General features: G+C 73.9%; 15 protein-coding genes. 6 read left to right on the forward strand and 9 right to left on the reverse strand.

Going from position 1 to position 18,214, the window contains the following annotated elements; genetic code table 11:
- Positions 1-18: 18 nt before the first annotated feature.
- From IMZ35_RS11020 to IMZ35_RS11040, 5 genes are read right to left on the reverse strand one after another with little or no spacing between them, the layout of a single operon-like run.
- Positions 19-1,791 (reverse strand): IucA/IucC family protein, encoded by a 1,773-nt coding sequence (locus IMZ35_RS11020; RefSeq protein ID WP_199440865.1) that lies wholly within the window; start codon positions 1,789-1,791, stop codon positions 19-21.
- The gene (locus IMZ35_RS11025) at positions 1,788-3,098 is read right to left on the reverse strand and encodes a lysine N(6)-hydroxylase/L-ornithine N(5)-oxygenase family protein (protein ID WP_199440866.1); all 1,311 of its coding nucleotides are present in this window, start codon (positions 3,096-3,098) and stop codon (positions 1,788-1,790) included. Before IMZ35_RS11025 ends, IMZ35_RS11020 begins: the two co-directional genes overlap by 4 nt.
- Positions 3,095-3,649 carry a GNAT family N-acetyltransferase gene (locus tag IMZ35_RS11030; protein WP_199440867.1) on the reverse strand — a complete coding sequence of 185 codons (555 nt, stop codon included), beginning with the start codon at positions 3,647-3,649 and terminating at the stop codon, positions 3,095-3,097. Before IMZ35_RS11030 ends, IMZ35_RS11025 begins: the two co-directional genes overlap by 4 nt.
- Positions 3,649-5,358, reverse strand: coding sequence for an IucA/IucC family protein (locus IMZ35_RS11035; RefSeq protein WP_199440868.1), 1,710 nt, complete (start codon positions 5,356-5,358; stop codon positions 3,649-3,651). Before IMZ35_RS11035 ends, IMZ35_RS11030 begins: the two co-directional genes overlap by 1 nt.
- Positions 5,355-6,833 carry a pyridoxal phosphate-dependent decarboxylase family protein gene (locus tag IMZ35_RS11040; protein ID WP_307867921.1) on the reverse strand — a complete coding sequence of 493 codons (1,479 nt, stop codon included), beginning with the start codon at positions 6,831-6,833 and terminating at the stop codon, positions 5,355-5,357. The genes IMZ35_RS11035 and IMZ35_RS11040 overlap by 4 nt, the downstream gene beginning before the upstream one ends.
- Positions 6,834-7,045: 212 nt before the next feature.
- Between IMZ35_RS11040 and IMZ35_RS11045 the strand changes: the two genes are divergently transcribed.
- The 6 genes from IMZ35_RS11045 (at position 7,046) to IMZ35_RS11070 (ending at position 13,080) form a co-directional block, all read left to right on the forward strand.
- Positions 7,046-7,459 carry a DUF948 domain-containing protein gene (locus tag IMZ35_RS11045; protein ID WP_199440870.1) on the forward strand — a complete coding sequence of 138 codons (414 nt, stop codon included), beginning with the start codon at positions 7,046-7,048 and terminating at the stop codon, positions 7,457-7,459.
- Entirely contained in the window at positions 7,456-7,770 is a 315-nt protein-coding gene (locus IMZ35_RS11050) for a hypothetical protein (protein WP_307867923.1), read from the forward strand. The genes IMZ35_RS11045 and IMZ35_RS11050 overlap by 4 nt, the downstream gene beginning before the upstream one ends.
- A gap of 66 nt (positions 7,771-7,836) precedes the next feature.
- The gene (gene alaS / locus IMZ35_RS11055; protein WP_199440871.1) at positions 7,837-10,509 is read left to right on the forward strand and encodes an alanine--tRNA ligase; all 2,673 of its coding nucleotides are present in this window, start codon (positions 7,837-7,839) and stop codon (positions 10,507-10,509) included.
- A complete protein-coding gene (ruvX, locus tag IMZ35_RS11060) occupies positions 10,506-11,021 on the forward strand; it encodes a Holliday junction resolvase RuvX (protein WP_199440872.1) in 516 nt (171 codons plus the stop codon). Before alaS ends, ruvX begins: the two co-directional genes overlap by 4 nt.
- Positions 11,018-12,253 carry an endolytic transglycosylase MltG gene (gene mltG / locus IMZ35_RS11065; RefSeq protein ID WP_199440873.1) on the forward strand — a complete coding sequence of 412 codons (1,236 nt, stop codon included), beginning with the start codon at positions 11,018-11,020 and terminating at the stop codon, positions 12,251-12,253. The genes ruvX and mltG overlap by 4 nt, the downstream gene beginning before the upstream one ends.
- Positions 12,253-13,080, forward strand: coding sequence for a shikimate dehydrogenase (locus IMZ35_RS11070; protein ID WP_199440874.1), 828 nt, complete (start codon positions 12,253-12,255; stop codon positions 13,078-13,080). The genes mltG and IMZ35_RS11070 overlap by 1 nt, the downstream gene beginning before the upstream one ends.
- 119 nt (positions 13,081-13,199) lie before the next feature.
- On the opposite strand, the gene IMZ35_RS11075 is transcribed toward IMZ35_RS11070, so the two are convergent.
- The 4 genes from IMZ35_RS11075 to IMZ35_RS11090 form a co-directional block, all read right to left on the reverse strand.
- Positions 13,200-14,615: an aminopeptidase P family protein gene (locus IMZ35_RS11075; RefSeq protein WP_199440875.1), complete on the reverse strand. Its 1,416-nt coding sequence runs from the start codon at positions 14,613-14,615 to the stop codon at positions 13,200-13,202.
- 279 nt (positions 14,616-14,894) lie between these two features.
- Entirely contained in the window at positions 14,895-16,217 is a 1,323-nt protein-coding gene (locus IMZ35_RS11080; RefSeq protein WP_199440876.1) for an ABC transporter substrate-binding protein, read from the reverse strand.
- Positions 16,214-17,350 carry a branched-chain amino acid ABC transporter permease gene (locus IMZ35_RS11085; protein WP_199440877.1) on the reverse strand — a complete coding sequence of 379 codons (1,137 nt, stop codon included), beginning with the start codon at positions 17,348-17,350 and terminating at the stop codon, positions 16,214-16,216. Before IMZ35_RS11085 ends, IMZ35_RS11080 begins: the two co-directional genes overlap by 4 nt.
- Complete coding sequence (locus IMZ35_RS11090) at positions 17,350-18,201, reverse strand: branched-chain amino acid ABC transporter permease (protein ID WP_199440878.1); 852 nt, start codon at positions 18,199-18,201, stop codon at positions 17,350-17,352. The genes IMZ35_RS11085 and IMZ35_RS11090 overlap by 1 nt, the downstream gene beginning before the upstream one ends.
- Between the last annotated feature and the right edge of the window lie 13 nt (positions 18,202-18,214).

Consider the following 18,214-nt stretch of genomic DNA (forward strand, 5'->3'; position numbering starts at 1 on the left):
CGAACGGTCCCCTCGGGGTCACCAGGCGTCGGGGGGTGGGATCGGGGGGACCTCGTGCAGGGGGTTGGGGACCTCGCCCGACCGCGGGACCGGGGGGCGGGCCGCGAGGTCCCGGTAGCCCGCCGTCAGGCGGTAGCCGTTGAGGGGGTAGCGGCCGAAGGTCTCGCCGAGCAGGGTCCCGGCGTCCGTGCGGGCCGACAGGTGCGGGAAGCGGCGGTGGTGGGCCTCGACCTCGCCGCGCACCATGCCCCAGAACACCGGCTCCGGGAGTTCCAGCAGCCTCGCCAGCGGGCGGAACACGCCCACCAGCAGCGCGTCCACGACGTACTGGCGCAGCACGTGCCACTCCTTGCGGGGCAGGACGCGGTCGTGCGAGTCGGGTTCGAGACCCCGCTCCGGCACCGGCTCCACCGACACGTTCACGTCGTCCACCAGGTCGTGCAGCGCCACCCGCGCCGGCAGCCCGTCCGGCCCGGTGAGCACGGCGACGTTCTCGCCGTGCGGGTTCACCGTGATCCCGTAGGTGTAGAGCACGTGCAGCAGCGGGCGCAGCAGGGCGCGCAGCAGCGCGGCGAACCAGGTCCGCGCGTCGCCGCCGGAGGCGCGCACGTACTCCCGCACCAGCGCGTCGCCCGCGCCGTCGACGTGCAGCACGGCGGCCAGCGGCCAGGAGCGCTCGCCCGGTCGCAGCCGCGGCCCCAGCGGATCGCGCCAGATGCAGCCCAGCGTCTCCAGCCACTGGTAGGGCACGTCTCCCGCGCGGGAGAGCTGCGGGTGCCGCACGGTCACCGACGCCACCTCGCCGAGCAGTTCGGTGCCCCACCGCGCGAGCAGCTCGTCGCGCTCCCAGACGCCGCGCAACCACTGCGTCGTCATCGGCGCGGCCAGCGTGCAGTGCGGCGGGATGCCCCGGTACACGGAGGTGTTGAGGATGCGCAGCGGCAGCTTCACCTGACGCCGCCGCGGGTCGTCCACGTTCACCACCGTGCGGATCGACTGCGTCGGCAGGTACCGGTCCGGTCCCTCGCCCAGCTCCACGATCCGCCCCGTCGCGACCTCCGGGGCCCACAGCACCCGCACGACGTGGTCGATCTGCCACGGGTGCGCCGGCGTCCACACGAACGCGCCGGGGTCGGCGCCGGTGTCCCGCAGCACTCCGGTGAACCGCTCGACCGTCTCCCGGTCCAGCTCCTGCTCCCGCACGGCCAGCTCCGACAGCTCCGGCGTGCCGCGGAACTCCGCCAGCCCCCGGTGCACGGCGAGCCACGGCAGCCGCAGCGGCGTGCGCGCCTCGGGCGCCCAGCGCTCCCGGTCCCGCGCGGAGAACCCGATCCGGCCCTTGTTCGCGATCATCCACGGGTGGCCGGTGAGGTGACCGTCCAGCTCGGCGTGCGCCAGCAGTGCCAGCTCCGCCACCGGCCGCGCGGTGGCGGCCGTCGCCGCGTCGGCGGCGAGCGTCGCGGTGACCTCCGCCAGCAGCCCCGCGGTGGTGGCCGGGTCGACGCGCATCTCCCGGCAGGCGTCCACGAGGAACTGCTGCACGTCCTCGCACGGCTCCACGACGTCGTCGCCGAGGATGCCGCTCGCGCCGCGGCGCACCGATCCCGGCCTCACGGCCCAGCCGCCGAACGCGGTGCGCTCGGCCTCGAACGCGTACACCGCCCCGTTCAGGCGCAGCACGTGCCCGTCGCCGTGCTCGGCGGGCACGGGGACGAGCAACCGCTCGAAGCACAGTTCGCCGATCGCCTTCGCCAGCAGCGCGCGCGAGCACTCCCGCCACGCCCCGGTCACGTCGCGCCCCCGGGAGCGGTGAAGCTGGTGAACGCGGTCCGCTTCGGCAGCGGGTAGACCTCGCGGCCGGTGACGGCGTTGAGGATCGTGGCGTTGCGGACCGCGCCGATGCCCAGGTCGGGCGCGGCGACGCCGTGGCTGTGCAGGTCGGCGTTGGCCACGAACACCCGTCCGGTGACCGCCGGGTCCAGCTCGATCGAGTGGTCCAGCGCCACCCGGTAGCGGCCCAGGTCGTCGCGGCGCACCAGCGGCTCCACCGGGTGCAGGAACACCGGTCTGCGCGGGCGGTAACCGGTCGCGGCGATCACCAGGTCCGTGGTGTGCTCGAACACCCGGCCGGTGTCGCGGTGGGCGCAGGTCAGCACGACGCGGCCCGCCGCACCCACCGCCGCGCCCCGGACCGCGGTGCCCGGCCGCAGCTCCACGTCGGGCAGCCCGTGCACCAGTTCCCGGCGGTAGAGCAGGTCGTGCAGCTCCTCGACGGTCTGCTCGGAGATCGCCCTGTGGTGCCGCCACTGCTCGGCCACCAGCGCGTCGCGGGTGTCCTGCGGCAGCGCGTGGAAGTGCCGCACGTACCCCGGCGTCGTCATCTCCAGCACGAGCTTCGTGTAGTCCAGCGGCGCGAACACCGGCGTGCGGGACAACCAGCTCACGCCCGCGCCGCCGTTCAGGTTGCGACGCAGCAGGTCCAGCACGACCTCGGCGCCGGACTGCCCCGACCCGACCACCGTCACGTGCCCCACGTCCAGGTCGGCGGCGCGGGTGAGGTAGCTCGCCGTGTGCATCAGCGCCTCCGGCGGCAGGCCCGCCAGCTCGGCGGGCACGAACGGCTCGGTGCCCACGCCCAGCACCAGGTCGCGGGCCAGCAGCCGCACCCGCGCGCCGTCGCCGCGCGCGGCCTCCACGGCGAAGCGCTGCGCGGCCGCGTCCCAGCGCACCGACTCCACGCGGTGCGAGAACCGCACCGACGGCAGCCGCGCCGCCGCCCAGCGCAGGTAGTCCTCGTACTCGCGGCGCGTCGGGTGGAACCGCTCGCGCACGTAGAACGGGTACAGGCGGTCCGCGTCGCGCAGGTAGCACAGGAACGACAGCGGGTGGCTCGGGTCGACGAGGCTGACCAGGTCGGCGAGGAAGCTGACCTGGAGCAGGGCGTCGTCGAACATCATCCCGCTGTGCCAGCGCAGTTCCCGCGCGGCCTCCAGCACCACCACGTCCAGACCGTCCACGGTGGACGCCAGCGCGGCGAGCCCGAGGTTGAACGGCCCGCAGCCGATCGCGACGACGTCGTGCTCCGTCGCGGCGCTCACCTGGCCCGCACCACGAGCAGCGCGGTCTTGTCCGGCAGGGAGATCTCCCCGGCCGGGGTGAAACCAGCGGCGGTGAAGGAGCGGATGGCGCGCTCGTTGCGCACGTCGGGTTCCAGGATCACGCGGGTGCACTCCGGATCTGCGGCGAACAGGGCGTCGGTCAGCGGTGGGAGCAGCGAGCGCACGAGCCCGCGCCCGGTCCTCGCCGGGTCGCCGACCGCCACGTGCAGCCCGAGGTCGTGCGGCCGCGCCGGGTAGCAGGCGGCGACCCGGTCCCGCGCGGCGCGGTAGACCTCCAGGTACAGCACGGGGACGCCGTCGCGCTCCACCACGCACGGCAGGGAGTGCACGCCGCCGAGCTGGTCGCGCAGCTCCCGCTCCCACCTCGCGCGCGGCCACGCCTGCCGCCAGTGCTCGGCCACGTGCGGCGAGCGCATCCACCGGTGCAGCAGGTCAGGGTCGGTGCCGCCGGGGTCGGCGCGGCGCACCAGCCACCCGCCGCCGACGTCGGGCAGCGGCGGCGGTGGCACGGCGGGCGGGTCGGCGTCCATCAGCGCACCTCCGCGAGCGGGTTCGGGGCGTCCAGGTAGACGGACTGGGCGTCGACCGGCGCGAGCACCTCGTCGATGCCGTGCAGCCGGGTGAGCAGGTTCGCCTTGCAGGGCAGGGTGTCCGCGGTGAGCCAGCGCCGCGCCAGCCGGTCGCCGCCGGGCCCGGCGGCGGCGAGCGCGGGCAGCGCGGCGGTCAGCCGCTCGGTCACGACGCGCAGCAGGTCCCGCTCGTCGGCGAGCCCGTCGACGGCGAGGCAGCCCACGACCGCCAGCGCCTGGTTGCGCAGCAGGTAGTACGACAGCCGCTCGTCCACCACGTCGTCGTCGGCGACGGCCAGCGCGGAGCGCTCGACCCCCAGGTGCCGCAGCACCTCCGGCAGGCGCGAGGAGGCGAGGTAGTAGCCCTGGTTGTCGCGGTAGCGCCCGCCGGTGACGCGGCCACCGGCGCCGACGCGCACCAGGGTGTTCTGCTGGTGGGCCTCCAGGCCGATGCCCGTCTCGGCGTACAGGCTCAGCACCGGCACGAGCACGTGGTCGACGTAGTCGGCCACCCACCGCGCCGGATCGCCCCTCCCGACCAGCTCGGCGAGGCGGCTGCGGCCGATCCCCGGCCGGGGCGCGACCAGGCCCGCCACCACGCGGGAGTCGGTGATGTCGGCCGGTGAGCTGCGCACCGCCACGTCCAGACCGGTCACCTCGCCGCCCTCGTCCACGGCGATCCACGACGGGTCGCGCACCACGTCGAAGGACGGGTGCGCGGCGAACGTGCCAGCGGCGCGGCCGGTCTCCAGCAACCGGTGGACCTCAGAACCCCGCCGCAGCTCGGTGCTCGTGGACTCGCGGCGGGAGTTGGTCAGCCGCAGGCCCAGCGACAGCTTCAGCATCACCGGCGCGCCCGGCCGGTACACCGTGCGCAGGCTGGACGTGGGGAACCAGGCCGGGCCCGACTCGCCCAGCGGGGTCAGCCGGCCCGACCGCACCAGCGCCGCGATCCGCGGCCGGTGCAGCAGGTCCCGCGCCTGCCACGGGTGCGCCGGCACCAGCACCCGGCCGTCGGCGGAGGAGCGCCCGGCCAGCTCGGCCATCAGCACGGGCGCCGCCGGCCCGGCGACCGAGCCGTGCGAGACGATCCCGGCGTCGGCGGCGAACCAGAACAGCGGGAACGAGCCGCGCAGTTCCGGCGCGAACAGCGCGTCGTCGCCCGAGGAGATGCCGTCGCGGCTCTTGGGAGCCGGGTGGTGCAGGTGCCCCAGCAGGAGGCCCTGCTCGGCGTCGAGGAACCCGTCGGCGACCGGGGACGACGTCTCGGCGCGGCCGTGCGCGACGTAGCGGGCGACGCGGCGCACCGACTCGGCCGTGCGCTCCACGAGGTCGGCGGCCTCGCCCGGCCGCTCGCCGCCCGGCCGGGACGCGCCCAGCTCGGCGGCGACCAGCGCCACCGCGACCACCGGATCGGCCGGGCCGACCCCGGTGCCGCCGCGCAGCAGGCTCACCCGCCCGAAGCGGTGCCAGCCGGTGGGGGAGGCGTGCCGCACCGGCGCGCGCAGCGCGAGTCCCGTGGTCGGCAGGTCCACCAGCAGCGCGTCCCCCTCGACCGGGGTGTTCGTCTCCCGCGCCCAGCACCGCAGCAGCGACTCCAGGTGGGCGTGCTCCGCGACGGCGCGCGGGTCGGGCGAGTCGAGCGGATCGGGTGCGGAGGTCTCGGTCACGCGGCACCTTCCTCGAACAGGTCCTCCGTCGCCGCCCCCGCCTGCCGCACCAGCGCGAGCAGGTCCACCAGGTCCGCCTCGGTGGCGGCCGGGTTGAGCAGCGTGAGCTTCAGGCAGGTGCGTCCCGCCACGTCGGTGCGGCCGATCAGCGCGTCACCGGAGCGCAGCAACCGCCGGCGCAGCTCGGCGTTGACCGCGCCGGACCGCGCGGGATCGCGGACCAGGTAGCGGAACACCACGGTGGTCAGGTGCGCGCCCGCCACCAGCTCCAGCCGGTCGTCCGCGCTGATCAGCGCCTCGGCCCGGCGGGTCAGCTCGTGACAGCGGTCCAGCAGCTCGCCCAGGCCGGCGCGGCCGTGCGCGAGGAAGGTCGCCGCCACCTTCACCGCGTCGGGGCGGCGCGTCGTCTGCAACGACCGGCCCAGCGCGCCGTCGTAGCCCTGCGTCCGGTCGTCCTCGGGGTTGAGGTAGGCCACCGAGCGGTCCAGCGCGGCGAACGACGTCCCGTCGCGCACCAGCAGCACACCCGCCGCCGCGGGCTGCCAGCCGATCTTGTGCAGGTCGGCGGTGATCGAGTCGGCCAGCGCGATGCCGTCCACCCGCCCGGCGAGCCGCCGGGAGAACAGCGCGCCGAAGCCGTAGGCCGCGTCCACGTGCAGCCACACCCCGTGGCGGCGCGCGATCTCCGCCAGCGGCCGCAGCGGGTCCACGGTGCCGAAGTCGGTGGTTCCGGCCGTGGCGACGACGGCCACCGGCGTCTCGCCCTCCGCCAGGCGCGTCAGCGCCTCCTCCAGCGCGCCGGGCAGCATCCGGTGCTCGGCGTCGACCTCGACCGCCCGCACGGCGGCCTCGCCCAGGCCCAGCACGGCGCAGGCCCGGTGCACGGAGAAGTGCGCGACCCGCGAGCAGAACACGACGGGTCGCGGCAGCGCGGCGACGCCGTCGCGCCGCGCGTCGAGCCCGCGCCCGGCCGCCGCGACGTCCCTGGCCAGCAGCAGGGCCGTGAGGTTCGACAGCGTTCCGCCGGGGGTGAACACGCCGGCGGAGCCGGGGCCGTACCCGGCCAGGGCGGCGAGCCCGGTCACGACCCAGCGCTCCACGGCGATCGAGGCGGGTCCGGAGTCGTAGGTGTCCACCGAGTTGTTGCCGGTGCTCGCCAGCGCGTCGGCCGCGACGGCCACGGACAGCGGCGGCGGCTGGAGGTGGGCGGCGGCGAGCGGGTGGGCGAGGTCGGCGCCGTGCTCGCCCAGCACGCGGGCCAGCAGGTCCAGCGCCGCGGCGGAGCCCAGCCCCCGCTCGGGCAGGCCGTCCCCGCCGAGCCGCGCCAGCACCGCGGCCAGCACCTCGGCCGGGTCTCCGGCGGGCAGGGGCCCGGCGGGTCTCTTGGCGCCGCTGACCGCGTCGGCGCAGGTCGTGAGTTCGGTGAACCCCGCACCGGTTCCGGCGAGTGGACCGGGGTCGGTTGCGGAGAACACGCCACCTCCGGGGGACACGACGGACGTCAACCGGGGCGAGCCTCGACTCACCGCGTCGGAACTCGCTTGCCGAGTGATCGTCGGGGGCGCTCACCGGCCGGACCGGGTCCGTCTCAGGCTAGCCGGGCCAACGAGGATCCGGCCGGGTCCGTTCGGGGGAGGGGCGGTAACCTGACCCGCAATTCCGCGAGTCGCTGCAATCAGGAGGATCCGTGTCGCCAGGGCAGATCGCCGCACTGGTCGCCGCAGGCGCGTTCGTGCTGCTCGTGCTGCTTCTTGCGATCCCGTTGATCAAGCTGGGCCGCACGCTCGACGAAGCCACGAAGGCCATCCGCACGGCCAACGAGAACAGCGAACCGCTGTTCACCGGTGCCAACACGACGCTGACGCACGTCAACACCCAGCTCGAACGGGTGGACGGCATCACCGCGAACGCCCGCGCCGTCACCGGCAACGTCTCCGCGCTCACGTCGCTGTTCACCGCGACGCTCGGTGGACCGCTGGTCAAGGCCGCCGCCCTGTCCTACGGCGTCAGCAAGGCCGTTCGCGCCCGCCGCAGGGCCGTCGCGGAGAAGCCGGGCAAGCACTCCCGCCGTCCTCGCGGTGGCAGGGGAGGCGCGCGGTGAAGCGGATCTTCTGGTTCTCCGTCGGCATCGCCGCCGGGGTCGCCGCCTCCCGCAAGGCCGCGAACGTCGTCCACCAGGCGACCCCGGCCGGGATCGGCGAGAACGTCGGCGAGGGCCTGCGCGAGCTGGCCAGCGCCATCGGCTCGTTCGGCGCCGACGTGCGCGCCGGGATGAGCGAGCGGGAGCAGGAGCTCCAGGACACCGTCGAGCGGCGCACCGGCTTCGTCCCCGGTCGCGCGCTCGCCGAGTCCGCGCCGCACGAGTCGCAGCGGAGGGGGAGCGGCGCGCGAGCGCGCAGGGCGGGCCGCTGACCTGGCCAGCCGTCCGCCGCAGCCGACCCCTCCCCGCTCGTCCCAGCTCTCCCCCCGAGGAACACCGTGCAGACCCACGAGATCGTCAAGCGCTTCCGCGAGCACTTCGAGAAGGCGGGGCACACCGTCGTGCCGAGCGCCTCGCTGCTGCTCGACGACCCCAACCTGCTGTTCGTCAACGCGGGAATGGTGCCGTTCAAGCCCTACTTCCTCGGCGAGGCCCCCGCGCCGTACGAGCGCGCCACCAGCGTGCAGAAGTGCGTGCGCACGGGTGACATCGAGGAGGTCGGCAAGACCGCCCGCCACCTCACGTTCTTCCAGATGGCCGGGAACTTCTCCTTCGGCGACTACTTCAAGGAAGACGCGATCCGCTTCGCCTGGTCGCTGCTGACGAACCCCGTCGCCGAGGGCGGCTTCGGGCTCGACCCCGAGCGGCTGTGGGCCACCGTCTACCTGGACGACGACGAGTCGGCCGAGCTGTGGCAGAAGATCGCCGGGCTGCCGCCGGAGCGCGTCCAGCGCCGCGACGTCGAGGACAACTACTGGTCGATGGGCGTGCCCGGCCCGTGCGGCCCGTGCTCGGAGATCTACTACGACCGCGGCCCCGAGCACGGCGCCGAGGGCGGTCCGATCGTCGACGAGGACCGGTACCTGGAGGTCTGGAACCTCGTCTTCATGCAGAACGAGCGCGGACCGGGCGGCGCCAAGCGCGACTACCCGATCATCGGCGAGCTGCCCGCGAAGAACATCGACACCGGTCTCGGCGTCGAGCGCCTCGCCTCGGTGCTCCAGGGCGTCGACAACGTCTACGAGACCGACCTCGTGCGCGCCGTCATCACGAGGGCCGAGCAGCTCTCCGGCAAGCGCTACGGCGACGACGCCACCGACGACGTGCGGTTCCGCGTCATCGCCGACCACGCCCGCAGCGGCGTGATGCTCGTCGGCGACGGCGTGACGCCCGGCAACGAGGCCCGCGGCTACGTGCTGCGCCGCCTGCTGCGCCGCATCGTGCGCTCCTCCCGCCTGCTCGGCGTCACCGAGCCGGTCCTGGTGACCTTCGCCGAGACCGTCCGCGACGAGATGGGCCCCACCTACCCCGAGCTGGTCAAGGACTTCGGCCGCATCGTCAACATCGTGCGCGCCGAGGAGGAGACCTTCCTCCAGACGCTGTCCGCCGGGTCGAAGATCTTCGACACGGCCGCGACGCAGCTGAGGTCCAGCGGCGGCAGCACCCTGCCGGGCGACAAGGCGTTCCAGCTCCACGACACCTACGGGTTCCCGATCGACCTCACGCTGGAGATGGCCGCCGAGGCCGGGCTCACCGTGGACGAGCAGGGCTTCCGCGACCTCATGGCCGAGCAGCGCGCCCGCGCCAAGGCCGACGCCGCGTCCCGCAAGACCGGCCACGGCGACCAGTCGGTCTACCGCGAGCTGCTCGACCTCGGCGCCACCGAGTTCACCGGCTACGGCGAGCTGACCAGCGAGGCCTCCGTGCGCGGCGTCGTGCGCGACGGGCAGCGCGTCCGCTCCGCCGGCGAGGGCGAGATCGTCGAGGTCGTCCTCGACCGCACGCCGCTCTACGCCGAGTCCGGCGGCCAGGAGAGCGACGCGGGCACGATTGTGGCCGACGGCGTCGAGCTGGAGGTCGTCGACGTGCAGAAGGTCGCCCGCAAGCTGTGGGTGCACCGGGTGCGCGTGCGCAACGGCGAGGTGGTCGAGGGGCAGCAGGTGCAGGCCCGCGTCGACCCCGAGTGGCGCACCGGCGCACGCCAGGGCCACTCCGGCACGCACGTCGTGCACGCCGCCCTGCGCCAGGTGCTCGGCCCGACGGCCCTGCAGAGCGGCTCGTACAACAAGCCCGGCTACCTGCGCCTGGACTTCGCCTGGACCGGTGGTCTCTCCGAGGCCACCCGCAGCGAGATCGAGGAGGTCAGCAACCTCGCGGTGCGCCAGGACCTCCCGGTGCAGGTCGTCTACACCGACATGGGCGGCGCGCAGGACATGGGCGCGGTCGCCCTGTTCGGCGAGACCTACGACGAGACCGTGCGCGTCGTGGAGATCGGCGGCCCGTGGTCGCGCGAGCTGTGCGGTGGCACGCACGTCGAGCACTCCTCGCAGATCGGCCCGATCACGCTGCTCGGCGAGTCCTCCGTGGGGTCGGGCGTGCGCCGCCTGGAGGCCTACGTCGGCATCGAGGCGTTCCGCTACCTCGCGCAGGAGCGGGCCATGGTGCAGAACGTCGCCACGCTGCTGAAGGTCCCCGACGCCGAGGTGCCCGGCAGGGTCGAGGCGCTGGTCGAGCGGCTGCGCGTCGCGGAGAAGGAGCTGGAGCGCCTGCGCGCCGCCCAGCTGCTGTCCTCCGCCGGCCAGCTCGCCGAGCGGGCCGTCGACGTGCGCGGCGTCTCGCTGGTCGCGCTCGCCCTCCCCGGCGGCACGTCCGCCGGTGACCTGCGCACGATCGCCCTGGAGGTCCGAGGACGTCTCGGCGAGCGCCCCGGCGTCGTCGCGCTGTTCGCCACCGACGGGCCGAAGGTCGCCTTCGTCGTCGCCACCACGGCCGCCGCGCGCGACCTGGGCCTGGCCGCGGGCAAGCTCGTCCCGGCGTTCGCCCCGGCCGTCGGCGGGCGCGGCGGCGGCAAGCCCGACATGGCGCAGGGCGGCGGCACCGACCCCTCGGGCGTCGACGCCGCGCTCGCCGCGGTGAGCGCCGAGGTCGACCGCGCCCTGGCGAGCCGTTGACCGGCTCCGATCGAGCTGGCGTCGACGATCCGGGCTCCGGGAGGAGGCTGGGCGTCGACGTCGGCTCCGTGCGGGTCGGCGTCGCGCTGAGCGACCCGTCCGCGTTCCTGGCCACCCCGCTGGTCACGCTCGCGCGCGACGAGAAGGGCGGCTCGGACCTCGCCGACCTGCGCCGACTCGCCGCCGAGCACGACGTGGTGGAGATCGTCGTCGGCCTGCCGCGCACCCTGGCCGGGCGACACGGCCCGGCAGCCGTCGCCGCGGAGGGGTACGCTGCCGCGTTGGCCGAGCAGGTCGCCCCGATTCCCGTGCGGCTCACCGACGAGCGGTTGACCACCGTGACGGCGAGCCGGGTGCTGGCGGAACGCGGCGTGCGAGGCAAGAAGCAACGTGCTGTGGTGGACCAGGCCGCTGCGGTGGAGATCTTGCAGTCGTGGCTGGACGCACGGGCGCGTCACCTGGCTCGGTCCGCCGAGACGGAGCGCGCCCCCGGAGCGAAGGACGGCTCGTGACCGACGACCTCGGGTTGTTCGCGGACACCGACGCGCGTGCCGACGAGGAGCGGCCTCGCAGCGGCAAGGCGAAGGCCGCTGCCGCGGCGCGTGCGCGCAGGGCGAAGCAGAAGCGGAAGATGACGGTCCTGTGGGTCGTCGCCGCCGTGATCGTGGGTGTCGGCGGGTTCGGCGCCTACTACGGCTACCAGACGCTGGCGGGCATCGGCGACTACGCGGACTTCCCCGGTCCCGGTGAGACCGAGGTGATCGTCGAGGTCAAGGACGGCGACCTCGTCACCTCGATCGGCGAGACGCTCAAGGAGAACGGCGTCGTCGCCTCCGCCCGCGCGTTCGTCGAGGCCGGTGCCGACGACGCGCGCGTCACCGGCATCCAGCCGGGCTTCTACCTGATGAAGACCAAGATGTCCGGCACGGAGGCCGTCACGCAGATGGTCGCCGAGGGCACCAGGGTGCCCGCGCTGGACATCAAGGGCGGCGACATCCTGCACGACATCACGCTGCCCGGCGGCCAGGTCCGCAAGGGCATCTTCTCCATGCTGTCGGACGCGAGCTGCACCGGCGACGGCGAGGCGAAGACCTGCGTTCCCGTCGACGAGATCCGCGACCAGGCGGAGAACGCGGACCCGACGGCGCTGGGCGTGCCCGACTGGGCGCTGCCCGACGTGCAGCGCGCTCCCAAGGAACACCGCCTGGAGGGGCTGATCGTCCGGGCCGCCTACCAGGTCAAGCCGGGCGCGTCCGCCGTGGACCTGCTGCGCGGCCTGATCACGGCGTCCGCGGTGAAGCTCCAGAGCTACGGCTTCCCCTCCGGCACGAACGGCACCGGCTTCTCGCCCTACCAGGTCCTGATCATCGCCTCCCTCATCGAGAAGGAGGGCATCGAGAAGGACTTCGGCAGGATCGGGCGCGTCATCTACAACCGGCTGGCCGAGCCGCAGGTCCTGGGGCTGGACTCCACGGTCAACTACCAGCTGGAGAAGCCGGAGCTGACCACGAGCGACAGCGACCGCGAGAACGACTCGCCGTACAACACCTACGTGGTGCGCGGGCTGACCCCGACGCCCATCGGAACGCCCAGCGACAAGGCGATCGAGGCGGCCGTGAAGCCTCCGCCCGGGCCGGAGATGTACTTCGTGAAGTGCCAGAAGGACGGCACGTCGTGCTTCAACGTCGACTTCGAGGCCCACGACGCCGCGTCGGCCAAGGCTCAGGCGGAGGGCGTCTTCTAGTGCCTCGCAGGGCTGCGGTGCTCGGGTCGCCGGTGGCGCACTCGCTGTCGCCGGTGCTGCACGTCGCCGCGTACAGCGCTCTCGGTCTGGAGGGCTGGACCTACGACCGGGTCGAGTGCGGCGCCGAGGGGCTGCCGGAGTTCGTGGCCGGGCTCGGGCCGGAGTGGGCCGGGCTGTCGGTGACGATGCCCGGCAAGCGCGCCGCCCTGGCCACGGCGAAGGAGCGCACTCCGCGCGCCGACGCCGTGGGCGCGGCGAACACCCTGGTGCCGCTGGAGCACGGCGGGTGGCGGGCGGACTGCACCGACGTCGACGGCGTCGTGGGGGCGCTGCGCACGGCGGGCGGGTTCACCTCCGGCACGCGCGGCGTGGTGCTGGGTGCGGGCGGCACGGCGTCGGCGGCCCTCGTGGGGCTGGCGACGCTGGGCGTGACGGCGGTGGACGTCGTCGTGCGTGATCCGGCCCGTGCCACCGAGGCGGTGGAGTGCGCGGAGCGCGCCGGGCTGGACGTGACCGTGCGGCGCTTCGACGCGTGCGACGTGGGCGTGCTCGCGGAGCGTGCCGACGTGCTGGTGAGCACCGTGCCCGCCGCCGCGGCGGCGGAGCTGGCCGAGGACCTCGCCCGCGCCCCGTCCCTGCTGGACGTGATCTACCACCCGTGGCCGACCCCGGTGGCACTGGCGGTGCGCCGCACCGGCAGCGGCCTGGCCACGGGCCTGGACATGCTCCTGCACCAGGCGTTCGGCCAGGTGGAGCAGTTCACCGGTCTCCCGGCCCCCCGCGAGGCCATGCGCGAGGCCCTGACACGAGCAACCACCCCGAGTTGAGCGTTCAGGCACGGTGAGTTGAGCGGTCAGGCACGGTGAGTTGAGCGTTCACGCCTCACCAGGGTCCGCGAAAGCTCAACTCGGGGTGCCCGAACGCTCAACTCACCCTGTCCGGATGCTCAACTCGCGGCGTTGCGGACGAACGCCTCCAGGGCTTCTGGCGTGGTGGGGAGGGCTGAGGACAGGACTCGTGGGCCCTCGGGGGTGACCACCACGTCGTCCTCGATGCGGACGCCGATGCCGCGCAGCTCCGGGGGGACGGTCAGGTCGTTGGGGTGGAAGTACAGGCCCGGCTCCACGGCGAGGGTCATGCCCGTCTCCAACCGGCCGTCGTGGTACGCCTCGGCGCTGGAGTTCGCGCAGTCGTGCACGTCCAGGCCCAGGAAGTGGCCCACGCCGCACACGATGTAACGGCGGTGCTGCTGACCGTCGCCGGACAGCGCCTCGTCCACCGACACCGGCAGCAGGCCCCAGTCGTGCAGCCCCTCGGCGAGCACGCGCATCGCCGCCTGGTGGAAGCCGCGGTAGTCGGCTCCGGTGCGCACGGCGGCCAGCGCGTCGACCTGAGCGCGGGCCACGAGGTCGTACACCTGCCGCTGCGCCGCGCTGAACTCGCCGGACACCGGCAGCGTGCGGGTGATGTCCGCGGTGTAGAGGGTGTCGACCTCCACGCCCGCGTCGAGCAGCAGCAGGGAGTCCTCCGGCACGCGGCCGTCGTTGCGCACCCAGTGCAGCACCGGCGCGTGCGGCCCGGCCGCCACGATGGAGGAGTAGCCGGGGCCGTTGCCCTCGGTGCGGGCGCGGCGGTCGAACGTGCCCTGCAACCAGCGCTCGCCGCCGCCCCCGATCGCGGTCGGCAGCTCGGCGGCCACGTCGGCGAACCCGCGGATCGTGGCGTCCACGGCGGCCTGGAGCTGCTCGATCTCCCAGTCGTCCTTGACGCGGCGCAGCTCGGCGAGGACGCGGCGCAGCTCGGCGGTGTGGTCGCCACCGGCCAGCGCGTCGAGCAGCGGGTCCACGCCGGTCGTGGCGTGCACGGCGGGCAACCGCCCGCGCAGCGCCGACGGCAGCTCGTGCAGCGCACGGCAGCGCAGGCCCAGCGCCGCGCTCCACTCGGCGAGGCCGGGCACCGGGCCGATCCACAGCTCGCCGTCGCGGGCGTTGGCGAAGAAGTCCGGCTCGGCCGGGCCAGCCGGTTCGCGCAGGAACAGCTCGGCCTCGTGGCCGCCGCCGACCGGGTGCATGACCAGCACCGCGCCCTCGGAGCCGCAGCCGGTGAGCCACGAGAAGTCGCTGTCGGGCCGGAAGTCGTAGTCGCTGTCGTTGGAGCGCACCGGCGCCCAGCCCGAGGCCACGGCGATGCGCGTGCCGGGCAGCGCCGCGCTCAACCGCGCCCGGTGGGTCGCGGCGGCCGCGGCCGCGCCCGGAGCGAGCCGGACCTCGCGGTCGCCCTCACCCCAGCCGTCCCGCACGAAGTCGCGGAAGCCGCGAGCGTCGACGAGCTTGCTGGGATCGCGGCGGGCTGGTCGGGTCACTGCGCTCACCTCTCTGCCGGGGTGCGGCGACCGGATGTGCGCCGGTCGCGCCTGTTCCGCCACTGTGCCACCCGGAGGGGCGACGACCACCGCGGGGGCGTGGCGTCGCAGCACGAAACCGCGCGGGAACGGGTCGGTCGGAGCGAGCAGGCACTGCGCCGTCCCGGTGAAGGACGTGCCGGTGAACGACTCGTCGACGAAGTCCTGTCCGGTCCCCGGTCCACAGCGCACGGGGCCCGCCGATCCCGCGCGGACCCCGTGCACCGGCAGAACACGTGCTCAGCTCCCGGTCAGCACCACCTCGTCGGGCGACGGACGCTCCTCGGTGTGAGGCTCGACCGGGCCGTCGCCGCGGTCGGTGACGTGCGGCGGCTGGATCACGGTGACCGTCGCGTCGGCGTTGATCCTGATGACCTGCGCGCCGGTGTAGCCGGAGTGCGAGTCCGCGCTGAACCCGAACGGCGTCAGGCCGGGACCGTCGAACGACGTGGTGGTCATGGCGTCCAGCAGCTTCTGCCTGGTCAGGTCGCGACCGGCGGCCTTGAGCGCCTGGGCGAAGGTGAACGCCTGCACCATGCCGTAGACCATCGTGTCGGTGAACGGCTCCGACGGCGCGTACCGGTCGTGGATCTCGCGGAAGAACGTGCTCCACGGGTCGTCCGTCAGGTTCGGGCCCGGCAGGTAGCTCGTGCCGATCACGCCGGCGAGCAGCGCCTCACCGGGCACGTCCGCCCCCGCCTGCTTCGCGAACTGCTCGACCAGGCCCTTGAGCGTGGCGGGGTCGGCGCCGATGCTGCTCAGCACGAACTGCGGCTTGTAGCCGATCTTCGCGGCGGCGAGCAGGGACAGCGCGGTGAACGCCGGGATGCACTCGCAGACGACGACCTCCGCGCCCGCCTGCTGGAACTTCGACAGCTGGGGGTTCACGTCGGTGTTGGCCGGGTCGTAGCCCTCGCGCGCCACCACCTCGTCGGTCAGGAACCTGTCCAGACCGGCCTGGGTGTCGCGGCCCACGTCGTCGTTCTGGTAGAGGTAGGCGACCTTCTTGCCCGCGAAGTTGTCCTTGACGAACTTGCCCTGGATCTTGCCCTCGCGGGTGTAGTCCACCTGGTAGCCGAAGGTCGTCGGGCTCTTCCGCGGGTCGTCCCACATGAGCGCGCCGGAGGACACCAGCAGGTCGGGCACGCCCTCGCCGTTGAGGTACTCCACGACCTTCGAGTGCGTCGGGGTGCCGAGGCCGCCGACGATCGCGAAGACCTGCTCCTCCAGCACGAGCTTCTTGACGACCTCGACGGTCTTCGTCGGGTTGTAGGCGTCGTCCTCGACCTTGTACTCGATCCTGCGGCCGTTGATGCCGCCCGCGTCGTTGAGGTAGGAGTACACCGCTCTGGCTCCCGCGGAGATCTTGCTGTAGCCGGGGGCGGCGGGCCCCGTCAGAGGCTGGTGGGTGCCGATGACCACGGTGTCGTCGGTGACGCCGGGGGCGGAGTCGGCCGACCGGTTCCCCCCTCCGCCGGTCTCCCCCGCGCCACCGCAGGCGCTCAGCGCCAGCGCACTCGCCAGCACACCGGCCAGGACGCGCGTCGTTCGTGGGCTTCTCATGCTTCTCCTTCTGAACGGGGGTCGTCCGCGTCGGTGACACGGTCGGTGACGCCGCGGCGCGGCGACCGGCTCGCCAGCAGCCGCAGCCGCAGGTGGTGCAGACCTCCCTGGACTCCGTGCGGGAACAGCAGGATCACCACGACGAGGACCACGCCGTAGAGGGCCAGCGGCAGGTTGTCGGCGACGTTGGTGGGCAGGTGGAGCAGGTCGGAGAAGTCCTCGGTCCACACCTGGAAGTAGACGAGCGCGAGCGCTCCCCACAGCGCTCCCCACAGGCTGCCCAGACCGCCGAGCACCAGGGCGGCCAGCAGGCTCAGCGACAGCGCCGGGGTGAACGAGCCGGGTGCCGCCGTGCCCAGCAGGAACGCCTGCAACCCGCCGGCGAGCCCGCCGCAGACCGCGCTGACGAGGAACGCCAGGACCTTCGTCCGTCCCACGTGGACTCCGGCCAGCGACGCGGCCACCTCGTCGTCGCGGACCGCGCGCAACGTCCGGCCGAGCCGCCCGCGCGCCAGGTTCGCCAGCACGACCAGCGCCAGCAGCACCGCGACCCAGACGACCCACGCCTGCCACCGGGTCGGCGGCACGACGCCGACGAGCGCGTCGGGCGTGCTGTTGACGGTGAAGCTCAGTCCGTTGCTGCCCTCCAGGAGTTCGGGGAAGCGCTGGGTGACCGCGGGCAGCCCGACGGCGAGCGCGAGCGTGGCCCCGGCCAGGTAGGGGCCGTGCAGCCGGGCGGCGGCGGCTCCGGCGAGCAGCCCGGCGACACCGCTGGTCACTGCGGCGAGCAGCAGGTCGGCCCACAGCGGGAACGCCGGCACGTGCAGCACCAGCAGGGCCACCGTGTAGGCGCCGATGAACATGAACGCGCCGTGGCCCAGCGACACCTGGCCGTTGAAACCGGTCAGCAGCGCCAGTCCGGCGACGGCGACGAGGTAGTAGCCGACGGTCGCGATCCGCAGGTTCGTGAACGGGTCGGTGAGCAGCGTCAGGGCCACGACGGCGGCCAGCGCCACCAACGCGGCCAGCAGGTGCACCAGCAGCGGCGGCACGACGCGGGTGCGCGGCCGGTCGAGTCCCCCGGACGCCGGTGCTTCGGCGACGCCGGGGCGGGAGGTGTTCGTCGACGTCATCAGACCCGCCTCGCGATCGTCCGGCCGAACAGTCCGCTCGGTCGCACGGCGAGCACGAGCACGAGGACGGCGAGCGCCGCCAGCGGCACCAGCTCCGGCCCGACGAGGCCGGAGATGCAGGACAGGCCGATGCCCAGGGCGAACCCGCCGACGATCGTGCCGACGGGGTTGTCCAGGCCGCCGAGCACGGCGGCGGTCAGCGCGAAGACGAAGACCTTGTCCAGCACGTTGGGGGAGATGAACGGCGGTATCGCGAGCATCCCGGCCAGCGACCCGACGAGCGCGGCGAGGCCCCAGCCCGCGGTGAGCATCAGCCCCACCCGGACGCCGAGCATCTTCGCGACCTCGGGCCGGAACGCGGCGGCGCGCATCCGCAGCCCCAGCGGGGTGAACTTGAACAGCAGCAGCACCCCGGCCGCGGTCACCAGCACGGCGGAGACCGCGAAGAGGTCCGTCGCGGAGAAGCGGCCGCGGAAGTCGAACGCGTAGCCGAAGGCGTGCGGTTCGTTGGACCAGATCATCCCCGCGACCGCTTGCAGGACCAGCAGCAGCCCGAGGGTCACGATGATCGACGACAGCTCGCTGCGCCGGCTGACCCGGCGTATCAGCAGCCGCTCCACCAGCACGCCCAGCAGCGTGCCCGCGAGGAGGGCCACGGCGAAGCCGAGCCAGTAGCTGCCGGTGGCCTTCGTGGTGGCGTAGGCCAGGTAGGCGGAGATCAGCGCCAGCGCGGGCTGCGCGAAGTTCACCACGCGCGTCGCCCGGTAGATGATGACGAGGGACAACCCGAGCGCGGCGTAGACCGCTCCGCTGGAGATCCCGTTGAGGACGAGGTGCCAGATGGTGTTCATTCGCGGGTCCTCC

The sequence above is a fragment of the Umezawaea beigongshangensis genome (assembly GCF_016464305.1).
Classification (GTDB): domain Bacteria; phylum Actinomycetota; class Actinomycetes; order Mycobacteriales; family Pseudonocardiaceae; genus Umezawaea_A; species Umezawaea_A beigongshangensis.